This is a genomic window from uncultured Pseudokineococcus sp., assembly GCF_947495735.1.
In the GTDB taxonomy this organism is placed as follows: domain Bacteria; phylum Actinomycetota; class Actinomycetes; order Actinomycetales; family Quadrisphaeraceae; genus Pseudokineococcus.
This window is the reverse complement of the sequence record NZ_CANMAA010000021.1, coordinates 16,319-28,638: the sequence shown is the minus strand read 5'-3', so window position 1 is coordinate 28,638 and position 12,320 is coordinate 16,319. Positions and strand designations below refer to the sequence as shown.

The window sequence follows — 12,320 nt, the reverse complement described above, 5'->3', positions numbered from 1 at the left end:
CGTCGCTCAACCCTGGTCGGCGCGGCGCCATTCCTCCGTCGACGGAGGGGGCGGTGCCGCCACGACCGCGCGTCGCCGCCGACCGGCATCCGCCCCCGCGCGCGCGGAGAGGGTCCGCTCGGCCTACGCGGCGTGCCGAGCGGCCCGGCGACCCCCGGAGTCCTCGACGGCGGCGACGCCGAGGATGACGGCCGACGCGAGGAGCACCAGGGCGGGCAGGAGCAGGTGCAGGCCGCGCCCCACGACGGTCACGACCGCCCGCACCAGCGACAGCACCCCGGCGACCGCGGTCACCGTCCCCGCTCGCGGGAGCCCGTCCCCCGCCGTCGCCACGAGAGCGGCCAGCGCGGCGACCAGGGGACGCCCAGCAGCGCCACCACGACGAGCCCGTTCTCCCGGGCGACGGTCGCGCCGAAGAGCACCACCAGCGCCACGACCACGACCGTCGCGACCACCTCGAGGGCCAGAGCGGTCGTCCGCAGCGCCATGACGAGCCCCTCGGGTCTCGGGTCTCGGGTCTCAAGCCTCGGGTCTCGAGCCTCGGGTCTCGGGTGCCGTGCCGCGAGGTGCGACACCGCGCGGTCCTCGCTGCCGTCCCCGTCGTGGACCGGCGGCGGGTCGCGGACGTCGGACGGGACCGGTCGCACGTCGTCGCAGGTCCTCGAGGGCCGAGCCGCCGAGGACGCCGCTGCCGCTCAGCAGCGGTTGATGGGCGCGTAGAGGAAGTCGTCCTCGGCCTCGAAGAACTCGTCGCCGCAGTTGCGGTCCCAGGGGTTGAAGGAGCCGCCGTGGACGCGGCCGCAGCGGTCGTGCTCACCGCAGTCGTAGGTGTAGGTGTCGATGCCGGCGCTCCCGGGGCCGCACTCGCCCAGAGATCCGGCCGACCCGGGGCCGCTGACGACGTAGTCGCGGCTCCAGCACCGGTCCTGGGCGTCGTAGTAGAGGCTGCGCCGGCTCCGGGAGCACGACATGTAGAGGATCCCGTCCTCGTCCGCCCGCTGGCAGGGCGCAGCGGCGGCGTCGGCCCGGTCAGCCCGGTCCACTCCATCGGCCGCGTCGGCCGCCCGCTGGGCGCACTCCTCGGCCGCCACGGCCTCCGCGGCGGACTCGTCCGACCTCACCGCCGCGTCGGTCACGAGCACCATCCGCGGCTCGTCGATCACCCGTGCACCGATCTCCTGGCCGACGGGCGCGGAGGCGAGCAGGGCGACGTACCGGACCAGCAGGTCGACGTGGTCCCGGCCGGCCCTCGTCGTGGCGGAGGGCTCCACATGCTCGTGGTTGAGGTCCCTGGCCAGCGCCTCGAGCGCGACCAGGTCCTCCTGCTGGAGGACGTTCCCGTGCCCGTCTCGGGTGACCGTCTGCGCGACGTCGTCACGGGTGACCGTGAAGTCCTTGCCGTTGACCGTGACGGTGGCGCTGTCCTCCGTGGTCGTGACAGCCGCGGCCTCCACCTCCACCTGGCCCGCGGAGTGGTCGAACGAGCCCTCCGCCGTCGTGGGGCTCTCCGCGAGCTCGAACGGCTGGCTCTGCGACGTCGACGGAGCCGCCGGCGTCGGCGAGGCCGCTGCTGCGGGGTGCTGCGCGGCGAACACCAGGCTGCTGGACACGGCCAGGGCGAAGGGGGCCAGCCCGGCGACGAGCGACGTGGTCCTGGTCATGGCTCCCCTGGAGATCGACCGCACGTGCACGTGCACGTGCTGGGTGGGCGTCGCGCGCTGCGGTGAGCACGCGCCCGCGCGCCCGCGCACGTCGCCACCGCCTGGGCGGTCGAGCCCTCGAGGACGCCTGCACGACGCGCGCAACACGGACATAAGCCGCCCGCGGTCCCGGGGGCAAGGCCTCCTCCTGATCGTTGCAGGCCCGTGACCTGCGGCCCGGCCGGGTCGCGGCAGCTGGGCCGGACGGACGACGCACGAGACGCCGGCGCCCTCCTCGCCGGGCGGCGTTCACCAGGTGATGCGGTCGAGCTCGGCCCGCAGCGCAGCGCCGCGCCCGGGCGAGACGTGCTCGACCCAGGACACCCGCCCCTCGAGGTGGGCGCGCAGGCCCTGCCCCCGACCCTCGCGGTCCTGGGACGCGGGCCCTCGCACGACGCAGTTGTGCAGCAGCGCGCGCAGGGCGTCGACCTCCCGGCGCCCGACGCCGGGGCGGTCGTTGACGACGACGCCGGTCACCTGCTGGCGCCGGGAGCGCGGCTGCACGCGCGTCTTGGCCTCGTTGAGCCGGTACCCCTCGTCGTGCACCACGCGCCGGACGCCGTCGAGCAGCGCCCCCGCGCGCCGCGCGACGTCGGGCCCGCCGGACAGGGCGAGGTCGTCGGCGTAGCGCGTGTACGCGGCGCCGCACGCGCGGGCGTAGGAGTCCAGCCGCACGTCCAGGCGGTGCGCGGCCAGGTTGGCCAGGTGCGGCGACGTCGGCGCGCCCTGCGGCAGGTGGGGGCTCGCGAGCGCCCGGCGCAGGGCGGAGCGCGCGACGTCGCTCCCCCCGGGCGGCATCGCGGCGAGGACCCGCACGGGCGCGCGGTGCGTGCACAGGCCCGTCAGCACGTGGGCCACCGCCTCCGGGTGCCCGAGCGCACGCAGCACCCGGTAGACGCGGCCGGCGGTGACCGCGGCGAAGAAGGACGACAGGTCGGCGCTGACCACGACGTCCGCGCCGACGTGCGGGCGGGCCCCGCTCAGCACGCCGCGGCCGGGGACGAAGCCGTGGGCGGCCGGGTGCGCGGGGACGCCGGCGAGCACCTCGTCGAGCACGACGCGCTGCACCCGCCGGAGCCGCGGCGTCGGCACCTCCAGCAGCCGCGGGGCGCGACCGGGGCGCTCGAGCCACCGGTACCCGTGCAGGTGCAGCCGGCCGGGGCGGGCGCGCCGCTGGAGGGAGCGGACGTCGGCCATCCAGTCGAGGTGCCCGACGTCGAGGTCGAGCAGCCGGGCGACGTCGCCGACGTCGTCCAGGCGCGCCGTGGGCCAGCGCGAGCCGCCGGCCCGGGTCGGGACCACGGGGTGGCGGCGCGCGCGGAGGGGGTGGCCGCGCCGCTGGGCGCGCTCGCGCGCCCGGACGAAGGGCGGTGCGGCCCCGGCGACACCCGCCAGGTGGCGCGGGGCGTCCCGCGGCGGCCGGGGGCACTCGGCCAGGACGTGCGCGGCGAGGGCCGGCAGCCAGCGCCGCCGGCTCCCGAGCACCCGCGCGGCCGCGGTCACCAGGCTCTCGCTCGTCCAGTCGCCCTCGGCGAGGAGGGCGTCGGCGAGCGCCTGGGCGACGGGGTCGGGCGCGTCCGTCCTCACGAGCCGCCCGCACCCGTCGCGGGAGCTGCGACGGACCGCGGCGGGAGTGCGGCGGCCCCCGGCGACCTGTCCCGTCGTGCGGGCACCCGGCCGCGCGGAGCGCGGCGCGGTGCCTGCGGTGGGGTCGTGTGCTCGTCCTGCAGCGCCCGGGGTAGCCCCGGACCCGCCGTCCCGGTTCGCGGGTCGGCGTCCTCGCCGGGGAGCCGCCGCACCGCCCGGATGCTAGCCAGCGATCGACGGCGCGCGGGGGCGCCGGCCCCGCCGAGGTCGTCGAGGCGACGCGCGTCGACGGACGCACCTAGACTCGACGGTGCTGGTGGACCACCGGTCGACGCCTTCCGCAGCGCGCGACCGAGTGGCCCGGGTTGAGACGAGCAGCTCCCACTGGTCCGCGCAACGCCCGCCTGGGCGCTCGTGCGGCAGATGCACCGCCGCCGAGACGGCGCGGCGGCTACGGCGGAGAGCTCCGACATGACGACCACCGACCCCACCACGTCCAGCGACGGCCAGGACCCCGCGCCCGAGATGCACCCCGACGCCCAGCGGGCCTTCGTCGAGCTGGGGCGCCTGATGCTCGACCAGCCCGTGGGCCAGTACCTGCAGCGGGTCGCCGACCTCGCCGCCGAGACGCTGCCCGGCGTCGACGGCCTGTCGGTCACCCTCGTGGAGGACGGCAGGGCCCGGTCCGCAGCCTTCACCTCCTCCGTCTCGGCGATGCTCGACGAGCGCCAGTACGAGGCGGGGTTCGGCCCGTGCCTGGACGCCGCCACGTCCGGGGGGACCGTGCGCGTCGACCTCAGCGGCGAGGACGGGGTCTACCCCGAGTTCTCCGCGATCGCCCGCCGCCAGGGCGTCCGCGCCGTCGCCTCCGTCGGGATGCCTGTGCCGCAGCGCGTCGTCGGCGCGCTCAACATGTACAGCCTCACCGGCGACATCGACGAGGAGACCCTCGCCCTCGCCCGGGCGTTCGCCTCCTACGCCGCCGTGGCCCTGGCCAACGCCGCCCTCTACGGCTCGACGACCCGCCTCGCCGACCAGCTCCAGGAGGCGATGCGGTCGCGCGCGGTCATCGAGCAGGCCAAGGGCGTCCTGATGGCCCGCCTCCAGGTGGACGACGAGGCGGCCTTCGCCCACCTCTCCCGCAGCAGCCAGCAGAGCAACACCAAGCTGCGCGACATGGCCGCCGGCATCGTCGAGCGCGCCCAGCGCGGCGAGCCGGCCTGATCCGGGAGCTCGGCCCTCGCGGCGAGGTCGAGGAGCTGCGCTGACGCGGCTCTCCGACGGCGCGGCGGGGGCCGTCCGGCTGTCACGGTCCGGCGACATCACGCCGTTCTCACGGCGAGGGTCCTTGCGCACCCGGGAGGGTGCCGTCAACCTGCTCCGATGACCAGACCGGACGTCGTCCGCCCGCAGCACCGCCCGCCGGCGTCCCGCCGGTCGGCCCCGACCACGTGCGCCAGCACGTCCCTGAGCTCGGAGGTCCGCCCGTGACCGGTATCGAGGACTTCGTCAACACGGGCTTCACGCCCGTCAGCGACGCCATCAGCGCGATCATCTTCTACCCGCTGACGGCCTTCGGGCTGTCCGTGCCGATCGTCGTCATCTGGCTCATCGCCGCCGGGATCATCTTCACCGTCTACTTCGGCGCCCCGCAGATCCGCCACATCCCGCTCGCGCTGAAGATCGTCCGCGGCAAGTTCACCCGCGGCGACGAGCCCGGCGAGGTCACCCACTTCCAGGCGCTGACGTCGGCGGTCTCCGGCACGGTCGGGCTCGGCAACATCGCCGGCGTCGGCGTGGCCGTCTCCCTGGGTGGGCCCGGCGCCACCTTCTGGATGGTCGTCGCCGGCCTCATCTCGATGTGCACCAAGTTCGTCGAGTGCACCCTGGGCGTGAAGTACCGGGAGATCCACGAGGACGGCAGCGTCACCGGCGGGCCGTTCCGCTACCTGCGCGTCGCCTTCGGCCGCTTCGGCGACAGCGTCCCGGCGCGCCTGCTCTCCAAGTTCCTCGTCGGGTTCTTCGCCGCCGCGATCCTGCTGTTCGGCATGGGCGGCGGCAACATGTTCCAGGCCAACCAGACCTTCGCCCAGGTCCGCAACGTGACCGGTGGCGCGGACGGCCTCTTCGGCAGCACCTTCGCCACCCTGCTGTTCGGCCTGGCCCTGGCCGCGCTCGTCGGCGTCGTGATCCTCGGCGGCATCAAGTCCATCGGCGCCGTGACCAGCCGCCTCGTCCCGGCGATGGCGATCTTCTACGTGCTGTCGTGCCTGCTCGTCCTCGCCATCAACGTCGGCCAGATCCCCGAGGCGATCGGGTCGATCTTCGGCGGCGCGTTCTCCCCCGAGGGCGTCTCCGGCGGCGTGCTCGGCGCCCTGGTGATCGGCTTCCAGCGCGCGGCCTTCTCCAACGAGGCCGGCATCGGCTCGGCCCCCATCGCCCACTCCGCCGTCCGGACCGAGCGGCCCGTCACCGAGGGCTTCGTGGCGATGCTCGAGCCCTTCATCGACACGGTCGTCATCTGCACGATGACGGCGCTGACGATCATCATCGCCAACCCCGCCTCCTACGTGGCCGCTCGCCAGGAGGTCGCCGAGACCGGCGCGACCACCGCGGACGGCGTGGTGCTCACCTCGGACGCCTTCGCCGAGGTCGCCACCTGGTACCCGTACCTGCTGGCCTTCGCGGTGATCCTCTTCGCGTACTCGACGCTGGTCACCTGGAGCTACTACAGCCTCAAGGCGTGGACGACGCTCTTCGGCCGCAGCCGGCTCTCGGAGAACATCTTCAAGGTCGGCTACCTGTTCTTCACGGTGCTGGGGACGCTGGTCACCCTCACCGCGGTGCTCAACTTCGCCGACGCCATGCTCTTCGCCTGCGCGTTCGTCAACATCATCGGCCTCTACCTGCTGATGCCGGTGGTGAAGTCCGAGGTGCGCGGCTTCCTCGACGACCTCAAGAGCGGTCGCCTCCAGGAGGTCGAGAACCCGCAGTCGCTCATCCACCCGGGCGAGTCCAAGGACCACTGACCCCCGGGGCGGACCAGCCGGTCCGAGACCCTCAGCACCGCCGGAGCGCCCCGCGAGCACCTGCTCGCGGGGCGCTCCTCGCGTCAGGGGTCCGGGGTCCGGCGTCACGGCGGTCGAGATGGGGGTTCGGGGCACCGGGCCGCCCCGTCCGTGACCCGGACCTCCATCTCGCCTCGCGGTGGCCACCACCGCACCAGGCGAGCGGCCGGTACCGGAGTCGCCCTGCGCGGTGGTCGTCCGGGACCCGCCGGCCTCAGGCGGTCTGCGCGCTGCGTCGCAGCAGGAGCCGGAGCACCACCCCGACGGCCAGCACCGCCGCTCCGCCGACGACGGAGGCGAGGGGCAGCGACAGGGCGAGGACGACGCAGCCCGCGGCGCCCAGCACGCTCACCGCTCGCGGGGCGAACCGGTGCTCGCGCGTCTGGGTCAGCGCGGACAGGTTCGCCACGAGGTAGTAGGCGAGGACCCCGAACGAGGAGAAGCCGATGACCTCGCGCAGGTCGCCCACCAGCACGGCGACGGCGACGACGGCCGCGACGGCCACCTCCGCGCGGTGCGGCACCTCGTGGCGCGGGTGCACCGCGGCGAACCAGCGGGGCAGGTCGCCCTGGCGCGCCATCGCCAGCGCCGTGCGGCTGACGCCGGCCAGCAGCGCCAGGAGCGCCCCGCAGCACGCGGCCACGGCGCCCACGCGCACGACGGCGCCGCCCGCGGGCCACGGGCCGGCGGCCACGACCTCCTCGAGGGGAGCGGTCGCCGTCGCCAGCGGGCCGGCCCCGAGGACGGACAGCGCCGCGACGCCCACGACGGCGTAGACGGCGAGGACGGCGGCCAGGGACAGCAGGACCGCCCGCGGGATCGTGCGCTCCGGCGCGCGCACCTCCTCCGCCAACGTCGTCACGCGCGCGTACCCGGCGAAGGCGAAGAACAGCAGCCCGGCCGCCTGCAGCACGCCGCGCCCCCCGCCGTCGCCGAGGGCCAGCAGGTCCGCGGGGGCGGTGCCCGCCGAGGGCCCCGCGACCGCCGACGCGACGACGAGCGCCAGCGCGAGCAGGACGACGACGAGCAGCACCCGGGCGGCGCGGGCGGTGCGGGTCATGCCGCGGTAGGCGAGGGCGGCCAGCGCGACCACCGCCAGCGCCGCGACCGGCCGCTGCCACGGCCCCGGCACGGCGTAGGCGGCCGCCGTCAGCGCCATCGCGGCGCAGCTCGCCGTCTTCCCGACGACGAACCCCCAGCCGGCGACGTAGCCCCACCACTCCCCGAGCTGGCGGCGCCCGAACAGGTACGTGCCGCCCGAGGACGGGTGCTGCACCGCCAGCTGGGCGGACGACGTCGCGTTGCACGCGGCGACGACCGCGGCCACGGCGAGGGCCACGAGCAGACCGGCGCCCGCGGCGGCGGCCGCGGGCGCGAACGCCGCGAAGATCCCGGCGCCGAGCATCGACGACATCCCGACGACGACCGCGTCGCCCGTGCCGAGCCGGCGCTGCAGCCCCGGACCCCCAGCAGCCGCGTGTGTCACGTCCGTCTCCGTCCCGCACTCCTCAGCGCACCTCGTCGGCCCCCTGCCGCAGCGCGTCCTGCTCACGCTCTCTGCGCCCTGCACCCTCCGCGCCCTGACCCGCACTTCGTCGTCTCGGTGCCGCCCCGGACCGGCGTGTCGCGGCATGAAGGCTACGAAGTGCGGGCGACCGCGCGGCGACGTGCAGGTGGACGGCGGGTGGTGGCCCGGCAGCGGGTCCGACCGGGCACCGCAGAGGTCCACGCCCGGGCGCCCCACCGCGTCCGGACCGGGCGCGGCGGGGCCGGCGCGGCCAGGATGTCGCCATGGACCAGGTGAGCATCGAGAGCGACCGTCTGACCGTCGTCGTCGCCCGGCACGGCGCCGAGCCGACCTCGCTGCGCTGGCGCCCGGCGGGGGGCGACGGCGAGGGAGCCGGTGGCGACCGGGCCGAGGAGCACGAGCTGCTGTGGCAGGCGGGCGAGGAGTGGCGCCGCCACGCCCCGGTGCTCTTCCCGGTCGTGGGCCGGGTCGTCGACGACGAGGTCGTCGTCGACGGGCAGCGCTACCCGATGGGCCAGCACGGCTTCGCCCGCGACCTCGACTTCGAGCTGCTCGAGGCCTCGCCGTCGCGCGCCGTCCTGCGCCTGCAGGACTCCGAGGAGACGCGCCGTCGCTGGCCCTTCCCGTTCTCGCTGGTCGTCGCCTACGAGGTGAGCGGTGCCTCGCTGTCCGTCCGGTGGACGGTGAGCACGACCGGTGAGCGGCCGATGCCCTTCTCCCTCGGCTGGCACCCCGCCTTCCGCTGGCCGCTCGTCGACGGCGCGGCCAAGACCGACCACCGCGTCGTCTTCGCCGAGGACGAGGACGCCCCCGTGCGGCGCGTGCGCGCGACCCTGCTGACCCCCGAGCCCCAGCCCAGCCCGGTCCAGGACCGCGTGCTGCCCCTGGCGGAGGAGCTGTTCGCCGACGACGCCGTCGTCCTCGAGCAGCTGGCCAGCCGGTCGCTGCGCTTCTCCGCCCCTGGGACGCCGGTGCTGCGCCTGGACCTCGAGGGCTTCCCGCACCTGGGGGTCTGGTCCAAGCCGACGGGCGCCGACTTCGTCTGCCTGGAGCCGTGGGCCGGGCTGCCCTCGCCCGAGGGCTGGCAGGGCGAGGTGGCCGACAAGCCGTGCACCGTCTCCGTGGCGCCCGGCGGGGTGCGCGAGGTGGGCTGCACCGTGACGGTCGACCCGCCGGCCTGACGCCGGGGGGCGCTCACGCGACGGTGGAGCCCCGGACGACGAGGTGGGTGGGCAGCACGACGGTCCCCGGCTGCGGCCGGCCGTCGACCGCCTCCAGCAGCAGGCGCGCCGCGGTCCGCCCCACCTCGTGCATCTGCAGCCCCACGGTGGTCAGGGGAGGGCGGCTGGCCAGCGCCATGACGTCCCAGTCGTCGAAGCCCGTGACGGCGACGTCGTCGGGCACGGTGCGGCCCAGCTCGCGCAGCCGGTCGACGACCCCGCGGGCGATCTGGTCGCTGCCGCAGCTCACGGCGTCGACGTCGGGGACCTGGCGCACGAGCAGGTCGACGGCGCGCCGACCCCACTCCTCGCTCCACGCCCCGTGCAGGGGGTCGACGACCAGCGGTCTCCCGGCCGAGGCGGCCGCGTCCACGACGGCCTCGGCGCGCGAGCGCGCCGCGGCGTGCCGGGACGACCCGGTGATGTGGGCGACGCGCGTGCGGCCCAGGGCCAGCAGGTGCGCCAGCGCGGCCACCGCGCCGCCGCGCTCGTCGACGACGACGGAGGTGTCCTCCTCGCGGCGCGAGGGCTGGAAGGCGTAGACGACGGGCACGTCGGCGGAGACCGGCGTCCGCGGGTCGGTGCGCCGCCCCGTCACCACGATGCCGTCCACGCGGCGCGAGGCGAGCGACCGCAGGTGGTGTCGCTCCCGCAGCGGGTCGTCGCGCGTGTCGCAGAGCAGGACGGCCACGTCCCCGGCCCCCAGGGCGTCCTCGACGCCGAGCACGACCGGCAGGGTGAAGCGGCCGATGCTGTCCGTGGTCAGCAGGCCGACGGTGAAGCTGCGCCCCGACGACAGCGCCCTGCCCACGCCGTCCGGGACGAAGCCCAGCTGGTCGGCGGCGCGGCGGACCCGCTCGCGCGTCTCCGCGCGCAGCTGCCCGCTCCCGCTGAGGGCCTTCGACGCCGTCCCCGGCGCGACGCCGGCCAGCGCCGCGACGTCGACGATGCGGACGGGGCGCGTGCGCCCGGCCGACGCGGCAGGACCGGCTGGCTCCACCCGGACCTCCTCGACGGCCTCCCGCGACGGCACGCAGCGCGCCCGACGTGCCGCGGACGCGTCGCCGCACCCGGCGCAGCCTAGTCAAACCGCTGGCGCCGAGGCCTTGTCCTGCGCCGTCGCGCACCGGTACGTTTCAGAAAACGTGTTCCTGCCGTTCCGCAGGACGCCCCGACCACGAGCGGAGCCCCGTGAGCACCACCGCAGCCCAGACCCCCGGCACCACCGCCCCCGCCGGTGCGACCACGGCCGGACCGGCGGCGCCGACGCCCGGCAGCACGCGCCTCGCGCCCGTGGCCCCCGGCGCGGCGCGGCTCGAGGGCGGCTGGTGGGCGGCGCGGCAGCGGGCCAACCGCGAGCGGGCGATCCCCGAGGGGCGCCAGCACCTCGAGGAGTGGGGCAACCTCGACAACCTCCGCATCGCCGCCGGCACCCGCGAGGGCGTCGTCCGGGGGCCGGTCTTCATGGACTCCGACGTCTACAAGTGGCTCGAGGCGGCCGCGTGGGAGCACGGGCGCGAGCCGTCGGCGCAGCTGCTGCAGGACATCCGCGAGGTCACCGCCGTCGTGGCCGCGGCCCAGGCCGAGGACGGCTACCTGGACTCGGTGGTGCAGGAGCGCGGCAGCGCGGTCGAGCCGGGCCCGGACGGCGACGCCGGCTCCCGCGAGCGCTACTCCCACCTCCCGTGGAGCCACGAGCACTACTGCGCGGGCCACCTGATGCAGGCGGCCGTCGCCGTCTCCCGCGCGACCGGCGAGCGCGGCCTCCTCGACGTCGCGGTGCGCCTGGCCGACCACCTGGTGGAGACCTTCGGCGACGGACCGGGGCAGATCCGCGACGTCGACGGGCACCCGGTCGTCGAGATGGGTCTCGCGGAGCTGTTCCGCGAGACCGGCGACCGCCGCTACCTCGACCTCGCGGGCTGGTTCGTGGAGGCGCGCGGCCAGGGGCTGGTCGCCGCCCACGGCCACGGCCCGACCTACTTCTCCGACCGCGTCCGCGTGCGGGAGGCCACGACCGTCGAGGGGCACGCCGTGCGCGCCGTCTACCTCGCGGCCGGCGCGGCGGACGTCGCCGCCGAGACGGGCGACGCCGAGCTCCTCGAGGCGCTGCGCACCCAGTTCGCGCACATGCTGGCCACGAAGACCTACCTCACCGGGGGCCTCGGCTCCCGGTGGGACGGCGAGGCGTTCGGCGACCCGTACGAGCTGCCGTCGGACCGCGCCTACGCCGAGACGTGCGCCGCCATCGGCGGCGTCCAGTGGGCCTGGCGGATGCTGCTCGCCACCGGTGACGCGCTCTACGCCGACGCGCTGGAGCGCATGCTCTACAACGGCTTCGCCGCCGGCGTCTCCCTCTCCGGGGACCAGTACTTCTACGTCAACGCCCTGCAGGTGCGCGGCGGCGCGCACCCCGACCACGAGCGCAGCGTCGCCGCCGGTCGCCAGACCTGGTTCGGGTGCGCCTGCTGCCCGCCCAACGTCATGCGCACCCTGTCGAGCCTGGACGCCTACCTCGCCACCACCGACGACGAGGGCCTCCAGCTGCACCAGTACGCGCCCGGTCGCGTGGAGGCGGACGTGCCCGGCGGGCGGCTCTCGCTCGTCGTCGAGACCGCCTACCCGTGGCACGGCAGCGTCGTCGTGCGCGTCGAGCAGGCGCCCGAGAGCCCCGTGGCCCTCTCGCTGCGGGTGCCGGGCTGGGCGGAGGGCGCCGTCCTGCGCCGCGGCGCCTCGGACGAGGCGACGGAGGAGTCGGTCCCGGCCGGCGCGTACGCCGTCGCGCGCGGCACCTTCACGCCCGGCGACGTCGTGGAGCTCGTGCTCCCCGTGGCGCCGCGGCTCACGCGGCCGCACGCCCGGGTGGACGACGCCCGCGGGTGCCTGGCGCTCGAGCGCGGCCCGCTGGTCTACGCGGTGGAGGAGCACGACCTGCCCGAGGGCGTGGCCCTCGACGACGTCGTCCTCGACCCGACGGGTGCGCTCGAGGACGCCGGGACGGACGAGGCCCTCGACGGCGCCGTGCGGGTGCGCGCCCGCGGCCGGGTGCGCGGGCCGGAGAGCGGGGCGAGCACCTGGCTGCCCGCCGACGCCCCGGCGCCGGGGCGGGACGACGAGCTGGAGCTCGTCGCCGTGCCCTACGCGACGTGGGCGAACCGCGGGCCCGGCCCCGTGCGGGTGTGGGTCCCGACCGCCTGAGCGCGGCGCGGCCGGACCA

At 76.2% G+C, this 12,320-nt stretch carries 10 protein-coding genes; 4 read left to right on the top strand and 6 right to left on the bottom strand.

Annotation, left to right across the window (positions count from 1 at the left end; genetic code table 11):
• Nucleotides 1-123 precede the first annotated feature (123 nt).
• The 4 genes from Q0848_RS17970 to Q0848_RS17955 all read right to left on the bottom strand — a co-directional run bounded on the left by Q0848_RS17970 (nt 124) and on the right by Q0848_RS17955 (nt 3,287).
• Nucleotides 124-294 carry a hypothetical protein gene (locus Q0848_RS17970; RefSeq protein ID WP_299040062.1) on the bottom strand — a complete coding sequence of 57 codons (171 nt, stop codon included), beginning with the start codon at nt 292-294 and terminating at the stop codon, nt 124-126.
• Nucleotides 291-488: a hypothetical protein gene (locus Q0848_RS17965; RefSeq protein WP_299040060.1), complete on the bottom strand. Its 198-nt coding sequence runs from the start codon at nt 486-488 to the stop codon at nt 291-293. The genes Q0848_RS17970 and Q0848_RS17965 overlap by 4 nt, the downstream gene beginning before the upstream one ends.
• Before the next feature lie 207 nt (nt 489-695).
• On the bottom strand, nt 696-1,661 hold the full coding sequence (locus Q0848_RS17960) for a hypothetical protein (RefSeq protein ID WP_299040058.1): 966 nt from the start codon (nt 1,659-1,661) through the stop codon (nt 696-698).
• Between the two features lie 288 nt (nt 1,662-1,949).
• Nucleotides 1,950-3,287, bottom strand: coding sequence for a reverse transcriptase family protein (locus Q0848_RS17955; protein WP_299040056.1), 1,338 nt, complete (start codon nt 3,285-3,287; stop codon nt 1,950-1,952).
• Between the two features lie 471 nt (nt 3,288-3,758).
• On the opposite strand from Q0848_RS17955, the gene Q0848_RS17950 reads away from it, so the two are divergent.
• Together Q0848_RS17950 and Q0848_RS17945 are read left to right on the top strand one after the other, a co-directional pair.
• A complete protein-coding gene (locus tag Q0848_RS17950) occupies nt 3,759-4,511 on the top strand; it encodes a GAF and ANTAR domain-containing protein (protein ID WP_299040055.1) in 753 nt (250 codons plus the stop codon).
• A 263-nt stretch (nt 4,512-4,774) separates the two neighbouring features.
• The gene (locus Q0848_RS17945; RefSeq protein WP_299040053.1) at nt 4,775-6,316 is read left to right on the top strand and encodes a sodium:alanine symporter family protein; all 1,542 of its coding nucleotides are present in this window, start codon (nt 4,775-4,777) and stop codon (nt 6,314-6,316) included.
• Between the two features lie 253 nt (nt 6,317-6,569).
• Here the strand turns inward: Q0848_RS17945 and Q0848_RS17940 are convergent, their stop codons facing one another.
• Complete coding sequence (locus Q0848_RS17940; RefSeq protein WP_299040052.1) at nt 6,570-7,841, bottom strand: APC family permease; 1,272 nt, start codon at nt 7,839-7,841, stop codon at nt 6,570-6,572.
• 305 nt (nt 7,842-8,146) lie between these two features.
• Between Q0848_RS17940 and Q0848_RS17935 the strand changes: the two genes are divergently transcribed.
• Nucleotides 8,147-9,064 carry an aldose 1-epimerase family protein gene (locus tag Q0848_RS17935; protein WP_299040050.1) on the top strand — a complete coding sequence of 306 codons (918 nt, stop codon included), beginning with the start codon at nt 8,147-8,149 and terminating at the stop codon, nt 9,062-9,064.
• Nucleotides 9,065-9,077: 13 nt separating this feature from the next.
• On the opposite strand, the gene Q0848_RS17930 is transcribed toward Q0848_RS17935, so the two are convergent.
• Nucleotides 9,078-10,103: a LacI family DNA-binding transcriptional regulator gene (locus tag Q0848_RS17930; protein WP_299040048.1), complete on the bottom strand. Its 1,026-nt coding sequence runs from the start codon at nt 10,101-10,103 to the stop codon at nt 9,078-9,080.
• 191 nt (nt 10,104-10,294) lie between these two features.
• Here Q0848_RS17930 and Q0848_RS17925 point away from each other — a divergent pair, with 191 nt between their 5' ends.
• On the top strand, nt 10,295-12,301 hold the full coding sequence (locus Q0848_RS17925; protein WP_299040046.1) for a glycoside hydrolase family 127 protein: 2,007 nt from the start codon (nt 10,295-10,297) through the stop codon (nt 12,299-12,301).
• Nucleotides 12,302-12,320 lie beyond the last annotated feature (19 nt).

What these genes read in the sequence shown, in the direction of transcription:
- Q0848_RS17965 (WP_299040060.1), bottom strand. Translation starts at nt 488, where the DNA reads ATGGCGCTGCGGACGACCGCTCTGGCCCTCGAGGTGGTCGCGACGGTC.
- Q0848_RS17960 (WP_299040058.1), bottom strand. Translation starts at nt 1,661, where the DNA reads ATGACCAGGACCACGTCGCTCGTCGCCGGGCTGGCCCCCTTCGCCCTG.
- Q0848_RS17950 (WP_299040055.1), top strand. Translation starts at nt 3,759, where the DNA reads ATGACGACCACCGACCCCACCACGTCCAGCGACGGCCAGGACCCCGCG.
- Q0848_RS17935 (WP_299040050.1), top strand. Translation starts at nt 8,147, where the DNA reads ATGGACCAGGTGAGCATCGAGAGCGACCGTCTGACCGTCGTCGTCGCC.